The 16,902-nt window shown below is 69.9% G+C and carries 17 protein-coding genes; 8 read left to right on the plus strand and 9 right to left on the minus strand.

Translation table 11 applies throughout. The features are described from left to right. Positions 1-350: 350 nt before the first annotated feature. Entirely contained in the window at positions 351-992 is a 642-nt protein-coding gene (locus tag ACFWFI_RS28640) for a DNA-3-methyladenine glycosylase (RefSeq protein ID WP_387395522.1), read from the minus strand. Between the two features lie 85 nt (positions 993-1,077). On the opposite strand from ACFWFI_RS28640, the gene ACFWFI_RS28645 reads away from it, so the two are divergent. The 3 genes from ACFWFI_RS28645 (at position 1,078) to ACFWFI_RS28655 (ending at position 3,097) form a co-directional block, all read left to right on the plus strand. Then, entirely contained in the window at positions 1,078-1,860 is a 783-nt protein-coding gene (locus ACFWFI_RS28645; RefSeq protein WP_387395525.1) for a sporulation protein, read from the plus strand. A 55-nt stretch (positions 1,861-1,915) separates the two neighbouring features. Beyond that, positions 1,916-2,449: a YbhB/YbcL family Raf kinase inhibitor-like protein gene (locus ACFWFI_RS28650; protein ID WP_387395527.1), complete on the plus strand. Its 534-nt coding sequence runs from the start codon at positions 1,916-1,918 to the stop codon at positions 2,447-2,449. A 141-nt stretch (positions 2,450-2,590) separates the two neighbouring features. Continuing rightward, on the plus strand, positions 2,591-3,097 hold the full coding sequence (locus ACFWFI_RS28655; RefSeq protein ID WP_387395530.1) for an HNH endonuclease: 507 nt from the start codon (positions 2,591-2,593) through the stop codon (positions 3,095-3,097). A gap of 70 nt (positions 3,098-3,167) precedes the next feature. Here ACFWFI_RS28655 and ACFWFI_RS28660 read toward each other — a convergent pair whose 3' ends face one another. From ACFWFI_RS28660 to ACFWFI_RS28675, 4 genes are all read right to left on the minus strand, one after another. Further along, on the minus strand, positions 3,168-3,935 hold the full coding sequence (locus ACFWFI_RS28660) for a sulfite exporter TauE/SafE family protein (protein WP_387395533.1): 768 nt from the start codon (positions 3,933-3,935) through the stop codon (positions 3,168-3,170). 83 nt (positions 3,936-4,018) lie between these two features. Then, entirely contained in the window at positions 4,019-4,948 is a 930-nt protein-coding gene (locus tag ACFWFI_RS28665) for an SPFH domain-containing protein (RefSeq protein WP_329212534.1), read from the minus strand. A gap of 128 nt (positions 4,949-5,076) precedes the next feature. Next, complete coding sequence (locus ACFWFI_RS28670) at positions 5,077-5,505, minus strand: NfeD family protein (RefSeq protein WP_387395535.1); 429 nt, start codon at positions 5,503-5,505, stop codon at positions 5,077-5,079. Positions 5,506-5,570: 65 nt separating this feature from the next. After that, on the minus strand, positions 5,571-6,371 hold the full coding sequence (locus ACFWFI_RS28675; protein WP_387395538.1) for an ABC transporter ATP-binding protein: 801 nt from the start codon (positions 6,369-6,371) through the stop codon (positions 5,571-5,573). A 120-nt stretch (positions 6,372-6,491) separates the two neighbouring features. On the opposite strand from ACFWFI_RS28675, the gene ACFWFI_RS28680 reads away from it, so the two are divergent. Continuing rightward, positions 6,492-7,271 (plus strand): hypothetical protein, encoded by a 780-nt coding sequence (locus ACFWFI_RS28680; protein WP_387395541.1) that lies wholly within the window; start codon positions 6,492-6,494, stop codon positions 7,269-7,271. 112 nt (positions 7,272-7,383) lie between these two features. Here ACFWFI_RS28680 and ACFWFI_RS28685 read toward each other — a convergent pair whose 3' ends face one another. The 3 genes from ACFWFI_RS28685 to ACFWFI_RS28695 form a co-directional block, all read right to left on the minus strand. After that, positions 7,384-7,635: a chaplin family protein gene (locus tag ACFWFI_RS28685; RefSeq protein WP_387395544.1), complete on the minus strand. Its 252-nt coding sequence runs from the start codon at positions 7,633-7,635 to the stop codon at positions 7,384-7,386. A gap of 155 nt (positions 7,636-7,790) precedes the next feature. Next, positions 7,791-8,435 carry a response regulator gene (locus ACFWFI_RS28690; RefSeq protein WP_387395546.1) on the minus strand — a complete coding sequence of 215 codons (645 nt, stop codon included), beginning with the start codon at positions 8,433-8,435 and terminating at the stop codon, positions 7,791-7,793. Then, positions 8,428-9,573, minus strand: coding sequence for a GAF domain-containing sensor histidine kinase (locus ACFWFI_RS28695; protein ID WP_387395548.1), 1,146 nt, complete (start codon positions 9,571-9,573; stop codon positions 8,428-8,430). Before ACFWFI_RS28695 ends, ACFWFI_RS28690 begins: the two co-directional genes overlap by 8 nt. A 181-nt stretch (positions 9,574-9,754) precedes the next feature. Between ACFWFI_RS28695 and ACFWFI_RS28700 the strand changes: the two genes are divergently transcribed. The 3 genes from ACFWFI_RS28700 (at position 9,755) to ACFWFI_RS28710 (ending at position 12,573) form a co-directional block, all read left to right on the plus strand. Beyond that, entirely contained in the window at positions 9,755-10,468 is a 714-nt protein-coding gene (locus tag ACFWFI_RS28700) for an SDR family NAD(P)-dependent oxidoreductase (protein WP_387395551.1), read from the plus strand. Beyond that, positions 10,465-11,517 (plus strand): S-adenosylmethionine:tRNA ribosyltransferase-isomerase, encoded by a 1,053-nt coding sequence (locus ACFWFI_RS28705; RefSeq protein WP_387395554.1) that lies wholly within the window; start codon positions 10,465-10,467, stop codon positions 11,515-11,517. Before ACFWFI_RS28700 ends, ACFWFI_RS28705 begins: the two co-directional genes overlap by 4 nt. Before the next feature lie 309 nt (positions 11,518-11,826). Further along, on the plus strand, positions 11,827-12,573 hold the full coding sequence (locus ACFWFI_RS28710; RefSeq protein ID WP_387395557.1) for a transglycosylase SLT domain-containing protein: 747 nt from the start codon (positions 11,827-11,829) through the stop codon (positions 12,571-12,573). Between the two features lie 135 nt (positions 12,574-12,708). Here the strand turns inward: ACFWFI_RS28710 and ACFWFI_RS28715 are convergent, their stop codons facing one another. Continuing rightward, on the minus strand, positions 12,709-15,318 hold the full coding sequence (locus tag ACFWFI_RS28715) for an ABC transporter ATP-binding protein/permease (protein ID WP_387395559.1): 2,610 nt from the start codon (positions 15,316-15,318) through the stop codon (positions 12,709-12,711). Positions 15,319-15,597: 279 nt separating this feature from the next. Here ACFWFI_RS28715 and serB point away from each other — a divergent pair, with 279 nt between their 5' ends. Beyond that, entirely contained in the window at positions 15,598-16,845 is a 1,248-nt protein-coding gene (gene serB, locus ACFWFI_RS28720) for a phosphoserine phosphatase SerB (protein WP_387395562.1), read from the plus strand. Positions 16,846-16,902 lie beyond the last annotated feature (57 nt).

A 16,902-nucleotide genomic window follows, 5' to 3' on the forward strand; every position in this document is an offset into this window, starting at 1 on the left:
GTTTCACCGGGGCCCTCCGGGCGCTTCCCTTCGTTCTTGCGTTTCCGACTCTATCAGACTCTTTCGTGTCCGATTCCCGGTCGAAGCGGGTTACTGCTTGTTTCGCTTTCCAGTTCTTCGCTTTCGCGTTTCCCTTTCGGCGTGGTCACTACATTAGCCGATTTCCTCGGCGACTCATAATCGAGTCGATCGGACGAATTTCGGCATGCCGAAATTGCACCCGCCAGGGGTGAATCGTAGGTAGTGGTTGGCCCTCTCACGATGCTTCGACCCGGTCCGATGGACCGTGCCAACAACAACTGCATCCGTTCAAGCGGCTCGGACTACATTAGGGAAACAGCAGGGGCGAGTCAAGTTGCGCGGCGGCGAGGCGCATGGGCCCGGTACGGGCTGACCGTGGGGTCGCCGTCGATCCAGAAACGCCAGGGCTGGTGGGAGCCGCCGCCGCCCACACCCGTGCGTGGTCCGCTCCGTACCAGGTCGGGAGCCGGCGGCGAGCCTTGCAGGACGGACAGCGGCCCCTGAGCGCCTGCCACCACGTCGACACCGTTCAACGCCCGGTCGACGTCGAGGGCGGTAGCCAGACGCGCCGGCCCTTTGGCCAGTTCTCTGTCATGCCGGGCCGAGAATCGACGTTTGCGGGCCATCTCCGCCCCGATGCCGATCTCCCCGGCCCGGAGCAGGACACCACTCGCCTTGCCCTCGGGACCGCACACCAGGTTGAGGCAGTGCCACATGCCGTACGTGAAGTAGACGTACGAATGACCCGGCGGCCCGAACATCACGCTGTTGCGGGCCGTCCGGCCGCGGAACGCGTGGGAGCCGGGATCGACATCGCCCGCGTACGCCTCCACCTCCGTCAGCCGCAGCTCGATGGCACCCTCGTCCGTGGTCCGGACGAGGGTGCGGCCCAGGAGATCGGGTGCCACCTCCAGGACAGGCCTGTCGAAGAAGTCCCGCCCGAGCGGCGTACGGTCCATGCCCTCATCCATGGCGTCCGAGGGTACTGGGCTCGGCGTGACGGGAACCGGCTACGGTCGTGGCGCGTATGTAGGGGTCAGGACCAAGGAGGAAAACATGGGCTTCAAGCGGCTGCTCGCGAGCATGGGTGCCGGCGGTGCTTCGGTCGAGACCGAACTGACCGAACTCAACGTCGTCCCCGGCGGGGTCGTCCAGGGCGAGGTGCGGATCCAGGGCGGATCCGTGGACCAGCAGATCGAGGGTCTCTCGGTCGGTCTGCAGGCGCGGGTCGAGGTCGAGGGCGGGGACCAGGAGACCAAGCAGGACATCGAATTCACCAAGCTCCGCCTCGGTGGTGCCTTCGGGGTGCAGGCGGGCGCGGTGCACGTCGTGCCGTTCGGTCTGGAGATTCCCTGGGAGACGCCGATCACCATGTTCGCCGGGCAGCAGCTGCGCGGCATGAACATCGGGGTGACGACGGAGCTGGAGATCGCCCGCGCCCTGGACTCGGGGGACCTGGACCCGATCAACGTGCACCCGCTGCCCGCGCAGCAGGCCATCCTGGACGCCTTCGGGCAGCTGGGCTTCGGCTTCCGCAGCGCCGACATGGAGCGCGGCCACATCCGTGGTACCCGCCAGCGTCTGCCGTTCTACCAGGAGATCGAGTTCTTCCCGCCCCAGCAGTACCGGGGGCTGAATCAGGTGGAGCTGACGTTCGTCGCGGACGACCGCGAGATGGACGTCATCCTGGAGATGGACAAGAAGCCTGGTCTCTTCAGCGAGGGCAGCGACTCCTACCGCGCGTTCAAGGTGGGTCTGAACGACTTCCAGGGCACGGACTGGGCCGCGTACCTCAACCAGTGGCTCGCCCAGGTCGGCGGCCAGCGCAACTGGCTCTGACAACCCCTAGGGTCGGTGGGAAGACATCCCACAGCCGATCAGGAGAGGTGCTGACGTGACCGAGCCGAAGAGGGCGCCGCTGCCGCACGACTTCCATCCCGAGGTCCCCTCGTTCACCGTGGTGAGCGAGGACCTCGCACCGGGCGCCGTACTGGCGGACGCCCAGGTGTTCGCTGCGGGGAACACCTCCCCGCAGCTGCGTTGGGAGGGCTTCCCGGCGGGGACGAAGAGCTTCGCGGTGACGTGCTTCGACCCGGACGCGCCGACGGGCAGCGGGTTCTGGCACTGGGTGCTGTTCGACATCCCGGCGTCCGTCACGGAGCTTCCGGCCGGTGCGGGAAGCGGGGCTTTCGAGGGACTGCCCGAAGGCGCCGTCCAGGCCCGCAACGACTACGGGACGAAGGAGTTCGGCGGAGCCGCGCCTCCTGCCGGTGAGAACCACCGCTACGTCTTCACCGTGTACGCGGTGGACACCGAGAAGCTCGGGCCGGACAGCGATACCCCGCCCGCGGCGGTCGGATTCAATCTGCGGTTCCACACCCTGGGCCGGGCCCAGCTGATCGGGGAGTACGCAGCCCCCGCAAGCTGAATGTTCGCCTCCCGTTTGCCCTGCCCTGGTCTTGGAGAGATCAGGGCAGGGCACTTTTTATTGCGTTGTCCATCACGGTTCGCCCGGACAGAGTTGTTCCGGGCCCGCCGACAGACGGGCGGCACACGGGAGGTGGGCAGGATGCGGGACACACTTGTACTCAACGCGAGCTTCGAGCCGCTGTCGACGGTGACGCTCAACCGCGCGGTAGTCCTGATCCTGCAGGACAAGGCCGTCGTCGAGCAGGCACATCCCGGGCTCCGTATGCGTGGCGCCGCCGTGGACATTCCGGTCCCGCAGGTGATCAGGCTCTGCCGGTACGTACGGGTGCCGTTCCGAAGACACGCTCCGTGGTCCAGAAGGGGTGTGCTCATACGGGACCAGCACCGGTGCGCGTACTGCGGGCGGCGGGCGAGCACGGTGGACCACGTGGTGCCTCGGGCCCAGGGCGGCCAGGACACCTGGCTGAACACCGTGGCCTCGTGCGCGGAGGACAACCACCGCAAGGCGGCACGGACGCCGGAGCAGGCGGACATGCCGCTGCTGCGTCAGCCGTTCGTGCCTTCGCCTGCGGACGCGATGCTGCTCGCGCTGGGTGCCGTCGACCGGTCGGCGCTGCCGGACTGGCTGGCACGCTCCGCGGCGTAACCACTCGTATGTCCCACAGGAACGCATGCGGAACCCGTCCTCTCGTCCGGAGGGGACGGGCTCCCGTCTCTCAGCGCAGCAGCAGCTGGACGATCGCCGCGGTACCGACGACGACGATCAGGGCGCGCAGGAAACCCGGGCTGAGCCGGCGGCCGACCTTGGCGCCTATCTGGCCGCCGATCGCGGAGCCCACCGCGATCAGTACGACCGCCGTCCAGTCGAAGTCGGCGACGAAGAGGAAGAAGAGCGCGGCGACGCTGTTGACGACGGCGGCGAGGACGTTCTTGACGGCGTTGAGGCGCTGCATCGTGTCGTCGAGCAGCATGCCCATCAGGGAGAGATAGATGATGCCCTGGGCCGCCGTGAAGTAGCCGCCGTAGACGCTGGCGAGCAGCAGGCCGGTGAAAAGAAGGGGCCCGCCGTCGGGGCGGGCGGCCGTACCTGTGCGATCGCGGCGGCGTTGCACCGCCCGGCTGATGCGGGGCTGCAGGATGACGAGGACGAGCGCGAGGGCCACCAGGACGGGGACGATGGTCTCGAACGCCGTGGAAGGCAGGGCGAGCAGGAGAGTGGCCCCGGTGAGGCCGCCGATCAGCGCGCCGATGCTCAGCTTCAGTATCCGGCGGCGCTGGCCGGTGAGTTCCGCTCGGTAGCCGATCGCTCCGCTGATGGAGCCCGGGATCAGCCCGAGCGCGTTGGACACGGTCGCGGTGACCGGTGGCAGGCCGGTGGCGAGCAGCACCGGGAAGGTGATCAACGTGCCGGAACCGACGATGGTGTTGATCGTTCCGGCGCCGAGCCCGGCCGTGAAGACTGCGAGCATTTCCCAGATGGACAAGGCCATCCCCTTCGATGTCAGTGGTGCCTCCCCGCCATGAAGGTCGAGGGGCCTCACTGATCATGCACGAAGGTGTTTCCCGGTCAGTCGACCGGGGGCTGCTCGCGGCGCTCCGGGCCCGTGCTGAAGCCGGGGGCACCGCTGCCGAGGTTCCCGAAGGCACCGCTGAGGCCCTTGAGCGCGTCACCGATCTCGCTGGGCACGATCCAGAGCTTGTTGGCGTCGCCCTCGGCGATCTTCGGGAGCATCTGGAGGTACTGGTAGGAGAGCAGCTTCTGGTCCGGGTCTCCGGCGTGGATGGCCTCGAAGACCGTACGGATGGCCTGGGACTCGCCTTCGGCGCGCAGCGCGGATGCCTTGGCCTCGCCCTCCGCGCGCAGGATCGCGGACTGCTTCTCACCTTCGGCCGTGAGGATCGCGGACTGCCTGATGCCTTCGGCGGTGAGGATGGCCGCGCGCTTGTCACGGTCGGCACGCATCTGCTTCTCCATCGAGTCCTGGATGGAGGTGGGCGGTTCGATGGCCTTGAGCTCGACGCGGTTGACGCGGATGCCCCACTTGCCGGTGGCTTCGTCGAGGACTCCGCGCAGCGCGGCGTTGATCTCCTCGCGGGAGGTCAGGGTCCGCTCGAGGTCCATGCCGCCGATGATGTTGCGGAGCGTGGTGACGGTGAGCTGCTCGATCGCCTGGATGTAGCTGGCGACTTCGTACGTCGCGGCGCGGGCGTCGGTCACCTGGTAGTAGATGACGGTGTCGATGTTGACGACGAGGTTGTCCTGGGTGATCACCGGCTGGGGCGGGAAGGGGACGACCTGTTCGCGGAGGTCGATCCTGTTGCGGATCGAGTCTATGAACGGGACGACGATGTTCAGCCCGGCGTTGAGCGTGCGGGTGTATCGGCCGAAGCGCTCGACGATGGCGGCACTGGCCTGCGGGATGACCTGGATCGTCTTGATCAGGGCGATGAAGACGAGCACCACCAGAATGATCAGGACGATGATGATCGGTTGCATCGTGTGCCTCGTGCCCTTCGGTTGCCGACGGATCGCGGTGATCGAGGTCGATCGGTCAAGACGGTTGCATTCTCATGATGATCGACTTCGAGTTTGGCAGACTGCGGCCTGCCGTGTGACCGGTTCGCTCACATGACGACGGCCGTTGCACCGTCGATGTCCACGACGTCCACCTGCCGGCCCGGTTCGAAGATCTGGTCGCCGTCGAGCGAGCGCGCGGACCAGACCTCGCCGGCGAGCTTGATGCGTCCGCCGCTGCCGTCGACCCGTTCCAGGACGACGGCCTGACGGCCTTTCAGTGCGTCGATGCCGGTGGCGTGCGTGGGCCGGCTCGCACGATGCCGGGCCGCGATCGGGCGCACGACGGCGATCAAGGCCACCGAAACCAGGACGAAGACCAGGACTTGGGCGACGATGCCGCCACCGAGTGCCGCGACGACGGCCGCGGCCACCGCTCCGACGGCGAACATCCCGAATTCGGGCATCGCGGTCAGGACGAGGGGAATACCCAGTCCCACCGCGCCGATCAGCCACCACACCCACGCGTCGATGTCCACATGGTCATCGTAGGACCGTGGGCGCCTTCCCCGACAGGGCGCAGAGGAGGTTGGCTGTGGTGCGACTACTGACCGAGGGGCAGTCCGCGTGCGGTGTAGCGGTCTCCGTGGTGCTCGACGACGAGCGGCAGGCCGAAGCAGAGGGAGAGGTTCCGGGAACTGAGCTCGGTCTCCATGGGGCCGGCGGCGAGCACCTTGCCCTGACGGATCATCAGGACGTGGGTGAAGCCGGGCGCGATCTCCTCGACGTGGTGGGTGACCATGACCATGGAGGGGGCGTACGGGTCACGCGCCAGCCTGCCGAGGCGGCGGACCAGGTCCTCGCGCCCGCCCAGGTCGAGTCCGGCGGCCGGCTCGTCGAGGAGGAGCAGCTCGGGGTCGGTCATCATGGCGCGGGCGATGAGGGTGCGCTTGCGCTCGCCCTCGGAGAGGGTGCCGAACTTGCGCTCGAGGAACTCGGTCATGCCGAGGCGGTCGAGGAAGGCGCGGGCGCGCTCCTCGTCGACGGCTTCGTAGTCCTCGTGCCAGGTGGCGGTCATGCCGTACGCGGCGGTGAGCACCGTCTGCAGCACGGTCTGGCGCTTGGGGAGCTTTTCGGCCATGGCCACACCTGCGATGCCGATGCGGGGACGGAGCTCGAAGACGTCGGTGCCGACGCCGCCGAGCCGCTCACCGAGGACCGTGGCCGTTCCGGTGCTCGGGAAGAGGTAGCTGGAGGCGATGTTCAGGAGGGTGGTCTTGCCGGCGCCGTTCGGGCCGAGGATGACCCAGCGCTCCCCCTCCTTGACCGACCAGGAGACGTCGTCCACCAGAGCGCGTCCGTCGCGGACCACCGATACGTCCACCAGCTCCAGTACATCGCTCATGGCGCGTTGTCTCCCCATACAGTGTCGAGATCGTCGCGTGCCTGTGGGCACAGCTCCCAGGGAAAACCTACGCCACCCGAGGAGTGCTCAAGCCCTGGGGCCGTTCCCTAGGCTGTTCCCATGCTTTCGGAACCACGCTCAGGGCGGCTTGCCGCATGGGGAAACGCGCTTTTGGCCGGTCTTGTGTCACCGGACGACGCAGCGCTCGCGATCGTCGGCGAGGACGCGGTGCACCGCGTCGAGGGGCTGCCGGGTGAGGCGGGGCCCGTAGGGCTCACGCTGGCGCTCGGCCGGCTGAGGGCACTCGGTGCGACCGGTTTCCGGGTCGCACTGCCGGTGCCCGGCCATCCGCTGGGGCTCAGCGGGCCGCCGGACTTCAACGCCCGGGCGCTGGAGGCCGAGGAGGCGGTGCTCACGTCCGGGGCGCCGTACGGGCTCGTACCGGAGGTGGGTGAGGTGGGGCCCGCCGGGGATCTGCATGTCGAGGTGGTCTGGCGCTGCCTGCCGGTCAGGGAGGCGCCGCCCGCCGATGTGCCGTCGCTGGGTGAGGCGGAGCGGGAGCTCGCCGAGGCGTTGCGGGACGCCACGGCGGTGCTGTCCCGGCTGGATGTCGCCGGGTCCGGTCCGGTCGCGGAGGCCGCGGTGGATGCCTACCGGGCGCGCGCGGAGCGGGGACGGGAGGTGCTGGCCCCGGGCTATCCGCCGCGGGCGGTCAGGGTGCTGGAGCTGGCTCAGCGAGTGGGGCTGCTGGTGTCGGTGGCCCATGAGAACGGGCACGGCGGCGCGGTGAGCGCTTCCGAGATCGCGGCCCGGGGCGAGGCTCTGCGGCCGGTGGAGCGGGTGGCGAGGCGGGCACAGGTCGCCGCCTACAACGCGTATGTGGAGGAGCGGGGGCGGTGATCGCGTACGCGGCGGCGCGGAGGCGGTAGGCGCCGTGGCGTCCCGCCGTTCCGTCCCCCGTCCGCCGGGAGGCTCGGGTGAGCCCTCCCGGCGGTGGGGTGCGAGGCGCCGGTCAGCCGTTCAGGCCGAAGTTGCCGAAGGCCGGGTTGAGCAGGCCCACCACGTTGACCGTGTTGCCGACCACGTTCACCGGGACGTTCACCGGGACCTGGACGAGGTTGCCCGAGACGACGCCCGGGGAGCCGACAGCCGCGCCGTGGGCACCGGCGCCACCGTGGCCCGTGGCGGAGGCGGCTCCGGCACCGGCGGCGATGAGTCCGCCCGCGATCATGGTGACGGCTGCAGCCTTCTTCAGGTTCTTCACTTCAGGATCCTCCTCGCATCGCTGCGGCCGACCGCCGCAGCACGCATGGAGAACGCCGTCACGCCACGGAGGATGCGCCGTGCGGGTGACATACACCCGACAGTATGAATCTCGGACTGGAGTGGAACCGTCCGCTTGTCCGAGGCGGCTCCCCCTCAGCCCGCCGCTCCGTTCCTGACCGCCCAGAGCGCGGCCTGCGTCCTGTCCGAAAGGTCGAGCTTCATCAGGATGTTCGAGACGTGGGTCTTCACGGTCTTCTCCGACAGGACCAGCGCCCGGGCGATCTCACGGTTGGAGCGGCCGTCGGCGATCAGTCCGAGCACCTCCCGCTCCCGCTCGGTCAGGGTGCTCCCGCGCGAGGTGCCGTTACCCGTGTCGTCCTGTGCCAGCAGCGCGCCCGCGACCTCCGGCTGGAGCAGCACGTGGCCCGCGTGGACCGAGCGGATGGCGCCGGCCAGGGCGTCGGGGTCGACGTCCTTGTACACGTAGCCCGATGCTCCCGCACGCAGTGCGGGCACGACCGTGCGCTGCTCGGTGAAGCTGGTGACGATCAGCACCTTGGCGGGGTTCTCCAGCTCCCTGAGCCTGCGCAGGGCCTCGATGCCGTCCGTGCCCGGCATCTTGATGTCCATCAGGACCACGTCGGGCCGCAGCTCCTCGGTCCTGGCGACGCCCTCGGCCCCGTCCGACGCCTCCCCCACGACCTCTATGTCGTCCTGGACCTCGAGGAACGTACGCAGTCCCCGGCGGACCACCTGGTGGTCGTCGACCAGCAGCACCTTGATGATCTTGTCAGCCACAGGGGACCTCCATCTGGATCGTGGTGCCCTTGCCGGGCTCGGAATCGACGGTGAGCCGGCCACCGACGCCGCCGGCCCGGTGCCGCATGGAGACGAGGCCCAGGTGCCGGCCGGCGCGCCTGACCACGTGGGGGTCGAAGCCGCGGCCGTCGTCGGTGATCCGCAGCACCGTGGCCGAGGTGTGCCGGCCGAGGCTGACGGTGACATGCCCGGCACCGGAGTGGCGCAGGGCGTTGTGCAGGGCTTCCTGGGCGACCCGGAGCATCGCCTCCTCCTGGGCGGAGGGCAGGGCGCGCACGCCGGCGCTCTCGAAGGTGACCTCGGCGCTGTGGGCCCGGTCCATGACCTGGACCTGGGTACGGAGCGTGGCGACCAGACCGTCCTCGTCCAGGGCTGCGGGGCGCAGCTCGACGACGGCCGCGCGCAGCTCGTCCACGGCTTCCCCCGCAAGGGTGGCGACCTGCTGGAGCTCGCCCTTGGCCCGCGCCGGGTCGCGGTCGACGAGGGCAGCGGCGGCCTGTGCGGTGAGCCGGAGCGAGAAGAGCTTCTGGCTGACGGCGTCATGCAGCTCGTGGGCGAGCCGTGAGCGCTCCTCGGCGATGGTGAGCTCACGGCTGCGCTCGTAGAGCCGGGCGTTGGTGAGGGCGATGGCCGCGTGCTGGGCGAGGATCCCGAGCAGCTCCTCGTCCTCCTCCGTGAAGTTGCAGCCGCCGGTCGGCCTGGGGCAGCGCTTGTTGGCGAGGAAGAGCGCGCCGATGGTCTCGTCGCCGTCCTGGATGGGCAGGCCGAGGAAGTCGGACATGTCGGGGTGGGCGTCCGGCCACCCCTCGAAACGGGGGTCCTCACGGACGTCGGAGAGCCGCTGGGGCTTCGCCTCGTGGAGCATCGCCGCGAGGATGCCGTGCTGGCGGGGCAGCGGTCCGATGGCCTTCCACTGTTCGTCGCTGACCCCGTCGACGACGAACTGGGCGAAGCCGCCGTGATCGTCCGGCACCCCCAGGGCGGCGTACTCGGCGTCGAGGAGTTCCCTGGCCGAGGCGACGATCGTCTTGAGGACGTCCCGCATCTCCAGGTGCCGGCTCATGGCGAGCAGCGCGGCGCTGACCGCGGCGAGGCCCGACGGTGGGCGATGACTCATGTGCTCACCGTACCGGCGGGGGTGAAGGCGCCGTATCGGGCTGTGGGACTCCCCCGGACGGGTCCTCGGTCCTAGGCCGAAGTGCCGTGCGGCGTTGCGGCCGATGGACGAGGCGGCGGACCGGGACGGATTCCTACGTTGGTGGCGTCGGAGCTCCATGAGGTTCGAGGGGATGGCTGCCATGCCGATTGCGATGATCACGGGTGGTTCGAAGGGGCTGGGGCGCGCGCTCGGCGCGGCTCTGGCTCGGCGGGGCTGGGACCTGGTGCTGGACGCCAGGTCGGCGGAGGTGCTCCGCGGGACGGCGGCGGAGCTGAGCGGCCGGTACGGGACCCGTGTCGTGGCCGTGGCCGGAGATGTCACGGACCCGTCGCACCGCAAGGCCCTGGTGGCCGCCGCCGGGGAGCTGGGCGGGCTCGACCTGCTGGTGAGCAACGCGAGCGCCCTGGGTGCCGAGCCGCTCGTACGGCTGGAGGCGCTGCCGCTGGAGGGCCTGCGGCAGGCGCTGGAGACGAATGTCGTCGCGGCGCTCGGGCTCGTACAGGCGTCACTGCCGCTGCTGCGGTCCTCGGCTGCCGGGGCGGTGGTCGCGGTGAGCTCGGACGCGGCCACCGAGCCGTACGGGACATGGGGCGGGTACGGGGCGTCGAAGGCCGCGCTCGACCAGCTGGCCGCGGTGCTGGGCGAGGAGGAGCCGGGGCTGCGGGTGTGGGCGGTGGATCCGGGTGACATGGGGACGGACCTCTATACGGCGGCGGTCCCGGACGACACCGGAATCCGTCCGCGCCCGGAGGGTGTGGCCCCCGCCTTCGTCCGGCTGCTGGAGCTGCGCCCGGCCAGTGGCAGGTACACGGCCTCCGCACTGCTGGACACGGACCGGCGGGCGGAGCGATGACCGCGCTGGACGCCCTGCGGGTTCCTCCGGAGCTGTCGGCGCGGGTACCGGCCGAGCAGCGGGGTTCGGGGCGCGACGACGTACGGCTGCTGGTCTCGCGGGGCAGCGCCGTCTCGCACCGCAGGTTCCGGGAGCTGCCCGGGGAGCTTCGGGCCGGGGACGTGCTGGTGGTCAATACGTCGACGACGCTGGCGGCGGCGGTGAACGGGCGGCTGGGCGGCGAGCGGGTCGTCGTGCACTTCTCGACCCGGGGCGATGACGGGCGGTGGGCGGTGGAGCTGCGCCGGCCGGACGGTGCCGGGAGCACCCGGCCGCGTCCCGGCGGCCCGGCGGGGGCGGTGGTACGGCTCCCGGGCGGCGACGTACTGGTGCTGGAGGAACCGCTCGGGCCCCGTGAGGCGGCCAGGCTCTGGTGGGCGAGGGTGCCGGGGGACGTGCCCGGCCTGCTGAGCCGGCACGGGCGCCCGATCCGGTACGCGTACACGGAGCGGGACCAGCCGCTGTCGGCGTACCGGACGGTGTTCGCCGTGCCGTCTCCCGACGGGAGCGGGTCGGCGGAGATGCCGAGTGCGGCGAGGCCGTTCACGGCGGGGCTGGTGGCGGCGCTGGTGAGCCGTGGGGTGCAGTTCGCACCGCTGACGCTGCACACGGGCGTGGCCTCGGCCGAGGTGCACGAGCCGCCCTACCCGGAGCGGTTCGAGGTGCCGCGTACGACGGCCCGGCTGGTCAATGCCGCCCGGGCGGGCGGGGGCAGGGTGATCGCCGTGGGCACGACGGCGGTGCGGGCCCTGGAGTCCGCGGCGGACGAGGAGGGAGTGGTGCGGGCCGCGGCGGGCTGGACGGATCTCGTGGTGACGCCGCAGCGGGGGGTGCGGGTGGTGGACGGGCTGCTGACCGGGCTGCACGAACCGGAGGCCTCGCACCTGCTGATGCTGGAGGCGGTCGCGGGGCGGGAGCCGCTGCGGCGTGGATACGCCGAGGCGCTGGGCCACCGGTACCTCTGGCATGAGTTCGGGGACGCCCATCTCCTGCTGCCCCCTGCCCGATAAGCCCGTTACGCTCCGCATTACTGGAGCAACTTTTCGTGAGTACGGAGGGGGCCCCGTGTGAGCCCAGGCATAGGGCCCACGTCACTTACGAAGATGGATAGTTTGCCCAAAACGGGCAACTTGCCAGGGTTCAAACCGGACAAGGGGGTATGAACAAGACCCCCTTCCACTACGCGGCTTCGTACGTCACACCTTTGCCAGGCCATTTTGCTGGCGCTAAGAATTGCATCTGTCCCCGACGGAGATGCCCCCGGCTCTTCCGTCTGCGTCCTCGCCGAGGACCCCTGCTATTCGAAGAGGTACGACTGTATGTCCGTGTCCCGCATCTCCAGCCGTAGCCGTCGCCTGAACAAGGCGCAGAAGCTCTCCGTCGCGGGGGTCTCCACCCTGGCCGCCGCCGCTCTCGCCTTCTCGCTCGTCCCGGACGACGCCTCGGCCACGACCGAGCCGCAGGCCGCTTCGGCCGCCGCGCCGGTCGCCTACACCGGCTCGCAGACGCAGAGCCTCAAGGCCACCGGCCTGGGGCAGAACACGACGGCCGAGCAGCTGGCCAAGACCGCTGACGCGGCCAAGGCCGAGGAAGCAGCCGCGAAGAAGAAGGCCGCCGCCAAGGCGGAGGCGAAGGCCAAGGCCGTCGCCGAAGCCAAGAGCGAGGCCGCCGCGAAGGCCAAGGCCGACGCGAAGAAGCGTTCCGCCAAGAAGGCCAGCCGCGCGGCCGACCGCAAGCCGGTCTACGCGAACAACCTGGACGGCTGGATCCGTGAGGCTCTCGCCATCATGGACAAGAAGAACATCCCCGGTACCTACGAGGGCCTGCACCGCAACATCATCCGCGAGTCCAGCGGTGACCCCCGTGCCATCAACAACTGGGACATCAACGCGATCAACGGCATCCCGTCGAAGGGCCTGCTGCAGGTCATCAAGCCGACCTTCGACTTCTACCACGTCAAGGGCACCAAGCACGACCAGTACGACCCGGTCGCCAACATCACCGCGGCCGCCAACTACGCCGCGGACAAGTACGGCTCGATCGACAACGTCGACAGCGCGTACTGAGTCACGCACCGAGCAAGGCCTGGCATAGCGGGCCCGCCGGTCCGCAGCGTCGCGTGACCGGCCGGCACATGCCGAAGGGCGGCACCCCACGGGGTTGCCGCCCTCGGGCGTTTCCGGGACCGGTGAGGCCGCGCGCTACTTGCGCATGACCTCGGGCTCATGGCGTCGCAGCATCCGCGAGACCGCGACGAAGAGGATGCCGCTCATGAGGAGCATCACCGCGATGTTGATCCCCCACTGGCCGGCCGCGTGCTCCCAGAGCGGGTCCAGGTCGGTCGGGTTCTCGGGGTCCCACGGCGGCATGAGGTGGGCGAGGTCCAGCGTGGTGCCGGCCGCGGCCACCGCCCAGCGCGACGGCATCAGCCAGGCGAACTGCTCCAGGCCCGGTGATCCGTAGACCTGGAAGAGCACGCCGGTGAAGACGACCTGGACGATGGCGAACATGACGAGCAGCGGCATCGTCTTCTCAGCCGTCTTGACCAGTGCGGAGATCAAGAGGCCGACCATCATCGACGTGAAGCCGAGCACGATGATCGACAGGCAGACCTCCACGGCGGGGGGCATGAACAGGCCCTCCTCCGGCAGCTTGCGGGTGGAGAAGCCGATTCCGCAGATGATCACGCCCTGGAAGGCGGTGATCACGCCGAGGACGATCACCTTGGACAGCAGATAGGCGGAACGGGAGAGACCGGTGGCCCGTTCCCGCTCGTAGATCACCCGCTCCTTGATCAGTTCTCGTACGGAGTTGGCCGAACCGGCGAAGCACATACCGACCGCGAGGATCAGGACGATGGTCCCGGCCTTGCTGTTGAACCGCTTGTTGGGCACATCGGGTGCCGCCAGGCCGAACTCCGCGGGGATGACCACGCTGACGATGCCGAGTACCGCCGGCAGGATCACCATCAGGGCGAGGAAGCCCTTGTCGGAGGCGATCACCGAGATGTAGCGGCGCATCAGCGTCAGCAGCTGTGCCGTCCAGCCCTGCGGCTTCCGCGGTCGGATCTGCTGCGGCGGAGGCATGTGCACGGGCTGCGCGGCGACCGCGTCGATGTCCGCGGCGTACATCTGGTAGTGCTGCGAGCCGCGCCAGCGGCCCGCCCAGTCGTAGTCCCGGTAGTTCTCGAACGCGGAGAAGACGTCGGCCCAGCTGGTGTAGCCGAAGAAGTTCAGGGCCTCCTCGGGGGGCCCGAAGTAGGCGACAGCCCCGCCCGGCGCCATCACCAGGAGCTTGTCGCAGATGGCCAGCTCGGCCACGGAGTGCGTGACCACGAGGACCGTACGGCCGTCGTCGGCGAGGCCGCGCAGCAGCTGCATGACGTCGCGGTCCATGCCGGGGTCGAGGCCGGAGGTCGGCTCGTCCAGGAAGATCAGTGACGGCTTGGTCAGCAGCTCCAGGGCGACCGAGACGCGCTTGCGCTGGCCGCCGGAGAGCGAGGTGATCTTCTTGTCCTTGTGGATGTCGAGCTTGAGCTCGGCGAGGACCTCGTGGATCCGGGCGGTGCGCTCGGCATCGGTGGTGTCCGCGGGGAAGCGCAGCTTGGCGGCGTACCGCAGAGCCCTGGTGACCGTGAGTTCCTTGTGCAGGATGTCGTCCTGCGGGACCAGGCCGATGCGCTGCCGCAGCTCGGCGAACTGCTTGTACAGGTTCCGGTTGTCGTAGAGGACGTCGCCCTGGTTGGCGGGCCGGTAGCCGGTGAGCGCCTTGAGCAGGGTGGACTTGCCGGAGCCGGACGGGCCGATGACGGCGATCAGCGACTTCTCCGGAACGCCGAACGAGACGTCCTTGAGGATGTCCTTGCCGCCGTCGACGGTCACCGTGAGGTGGCGGGCCGAGAAGGAGACCTCACCGGTGTCGACGAACTCTTCCAGCCGGTCCCCGACCAGCCGGAAGGTCGAGTGGCCGACACCGACGATGTCGTTCGGGCCGATGAGCGCGGAGCCGGACTTGCTGAGCGGCTGGCCGTTGACGTACGTGCCGTTGTGGGATCCGAGATCGCGGATCTCGAAGCGGCCGTCGGGCGTCGCCCGGAATTCGGCGTGCAGACGCGAGACCTGAAGGTCGGAGACGACCAGCTCGTTCTCCAGCGCACGGCCGATGCGCATGACGCGGCCGAGGTCCAGCTGGTGGAAGGTGGTCGGGCTGCGGTCCCCGTAGACCGGCGGCGCACCCGCCGCGCTTCCGGGCGCACCCGCTGCGGGCGGGTTGCCGCGGCCCTGCTGGTGCGGGACCGGGGGCTGCTGCGCCTGCGGTGCCTGCTGCCAGGCCGCCTGCTGCGGGGCCTGGTGCGCGGGGGGCTGCTGCTGCGCGGGGCCGCCCGGCCAGCCTGCGGCGCCCTGCTGCTGAGGCTGCTGCTGCACGGGGGCCTGCGGCGCCTGCTGCACGGGAGGCGCGGGCGCCTTCTGCACTCCCGCGGCCTGCCCGCCCTGGACTCCCGCACCCGCCGCTGCGGTGAGGTTCAGGCGCGGTCCGTCGGTGGCGTTGCCCAGGTGGACCGACGTTCCCGCGGCGATCTCCATCTGCTGGATTCGCCGGCCCTGCACGTAGGTGCCGTTCGTGCTGCCGTGGTCCTCGATGGACCAACCGCGGCCGTTCCAGCTGATCGTGGCATGCCGCCACGACACTCTGGCGTCGTCGATCATCAGATCGCCCTGCGGATCACGTCCGAGGGTGTACGACCTGGACGGATCGAGCGCCCAGGTCCTTCCATTCAATTCCAGTACGAGTTCCGGCACTCCGCGCCCCACTAGTTGTCCCCCGAGTCGCCCCCGTCGCAGGGAGCCTAGGGATGCTGAACATCGTGGGGAACTATTCCAGGAGCGGTCCCGTAACGGAAAGCCGGGCGGCGTGAAGACGGCGCGGAGGCTCGGCACCACCCCGACGGACTCGGGAGAAATGGGTCCGGAGCATCCCATCCGAGGCGCCCGCTCCCCTGACCGGCGGCCCCGCCGGGATCCGGCCGCCGGCTGTCCGCCACTCGGGACGGCTTCGGAGCTCGCCCGGCCGCCCTATACGGTGGGACCACCATGAGCGCATCTCAGCCACTTCGGTCTCCTGAGTCCCCCGAGCCCCTTCGGGGCACAGACGCCCCCACGCTTCTCGTCAAGATCTTCGGGAAGGACCGGCCGGGTATCACCGCCGGTCTTTTCGACACCCTGGCCGCCTACGCCGTCGACGTCGTGGACATCGAGCAGGTCGTCACCCGTGGCCGCATCGTCCTGTGCGCCCTGGTGACCTCGCCGGACCCGGACGGCACGACCGAGGGCGACCTCCGGGCGACCGTGCACAGCTGGGCGGAGTCGCTGAAGCTGCAGGCCGAGATCATCTCGGGCACGGGCGACAACCGCCCGCGCGGCTACGGGCGTTCCCATGTGACCGTGCTGGGGCATCCGCTGACCGCGGAGTCGACGGCGGCCATAGCGGCCAGGATCACCTCCACCGGCGGAAACATCGACCGGATCTTCCGCCTGGCGAAGTACCCCGTCACCGCGGTCGAGTTCGCAGTGTCCGGCACCGGGACCGAGGAGCTGCGGACCGCGCTGGCGACGGAGGCCGCAGGCATCGGCGTCGACATCGCCGTCGTGTCGGCCGGGCTGAGCCGCCGGGCCCAGCGTCTGGTCGTCATGGACGTGGACTCCACGCTCATCCAGGACGAGGTCATCGAGCTCTTCGCGGCCCATGCCGGCTGCGAGGCCGAGGTCGCCGCGGTGACCGAGCAGGCGATGCGCGGCGAGCTCGACTTCGAGCAGTCCCTGCACGCACGCGTCGCGCTGCTGGCGGGGCTGGACGTGTCGGTGGTGGAGAAGGTGCGGGCCGAGGTCCGGCTGACCCCCGGTGCCCGCACCCTGATCCGGACGCTGAAGCGGCTCGGCTACCAAGTGGGCGTGGTCTCGGGGGGCTTCACCCAGGTCACGGACGACCTCAAGGAGCGCCTCGGGCTCGACTTCGCCTCCGCCAACACGCTGGAGGTCGTCGACGGCAGGCTCACCGGCCGGGTCGTCGGCGACATCGTGGACCGGGCGGGCAAGGCCCGGCTGCTGCGCAGCTTCGCGGAGCAGGCGGGGGTGCCGCTGGCGCAGACGGTGGCGATCGGCGACGGCGCGAACGACCTGGACATGCTGAACACGGCGGGCCTGGGCGTCGCCTTCAACGCCAAGCCGGTCGTCCGCCAGGCCGCCCACACGGCGGTGAACGTCCCGTTCCTGGACACCGTGCTGTATCTGCTCGGGATCACCCGCGAAGAGGTCGAGGCCGCCGACGGCCTCGTGGACTGACCGGCCGGGACCTGTACGCAGGCTGTACGACGGAGGGGCGCCGGCACACCGTGTGCC

Origin of the sequence: Streptomyces sp. NPDC060209 (assembly GCF_042728155.1) — a bacterium.
In the GTDB taxonomy this organism is placed as follows: domain Bacteria; phylum Actinomycetota; class Actinomycetes; order Streptomycetales; family Streptomycetaceae; genus Streptomyces.

Bases quoted from the DNA above. Each gene is read 5' to 3' on its own strand.
- ACFWFI_RS28640 (WP_387395522.1), bottom strand. From the start codon at position 992: ATGGATGAGGGCATGGACCGTACGCCGCTCGGGCGGGACTTCTTCGAC.
- ACFWFI_RS28645 (WP_387395525.1), top strand. From the start codon at position 1,078: ATGGGCTTCAAGCGGCTGCTCGCGAGCATGGGTGCCGGCGGTGCTTCG.
- ACFWFI_RS28655 (WP_387395530.1), top strand. From the start codon at position 2,591: ATGCGGGACACACTTGTACTCAACGCGAGCTTCGAGCCGCTGTCGACG.
- ACFWFI_RS28665 (WP_329212534.1), bottom strand. From the start codon at position 4,948: ATGCAACCGATCATCATCGTCCTGATCATTCTGGTGGTGCTCGTCTTC.
- ACFWFI_RS28675 (WP_387395538.1), bottom strand. From the start codon at position 6,371: ATGAGCGATGTACTGGAGCTGGTGGACGTATCGGTGGTCCGCGACGGA.
- ACFWFI_RS28680 (WP_387395541.1), top strand. From the start codon at position 6,492: ATGCTTTCGGAACCACGCTCAGGGCGGCTTGCCGCATGGGGAAACGCG.
- ACFWFI_RS28695 (WP_387395548.1), bottom strand. From the start codon at position 9,573: ATGAGTCATCGCCCACCGTCGGGCCTCGCCGCGGTCAGCGCCGCGCTG.
- ACFWFI_RS28700 (WP_387395551.1), top strand. From the start codon at position 9,755: ATGCCGATTGCGATGATCACGGGTGGTTCGAAGGGGCTGGGGCGCGCG.
- ACFWFI_RS28705 (WP_387395554.1), top strand. From the start codon at position 10,465: ATGACCGCGCTGGACGCCCTGCGGGTTCCTCCGGAGCTGTCGGCGCGG.
- ACFWFI_RS28710 (WP_387395557.1), top strand. From the start codon at position 11,827: ATGTCCGTGTCCCGCATCTCCAGCCGTAGCCGTCGCCTGAACAAGGCG.
- serB (WP_387395562.1), top strand. From the start codon at position 15,598: ATGAGCGCATCTCAGCCACTTCGGTCTCCTGAGTCCCCCGAGCCCCTT.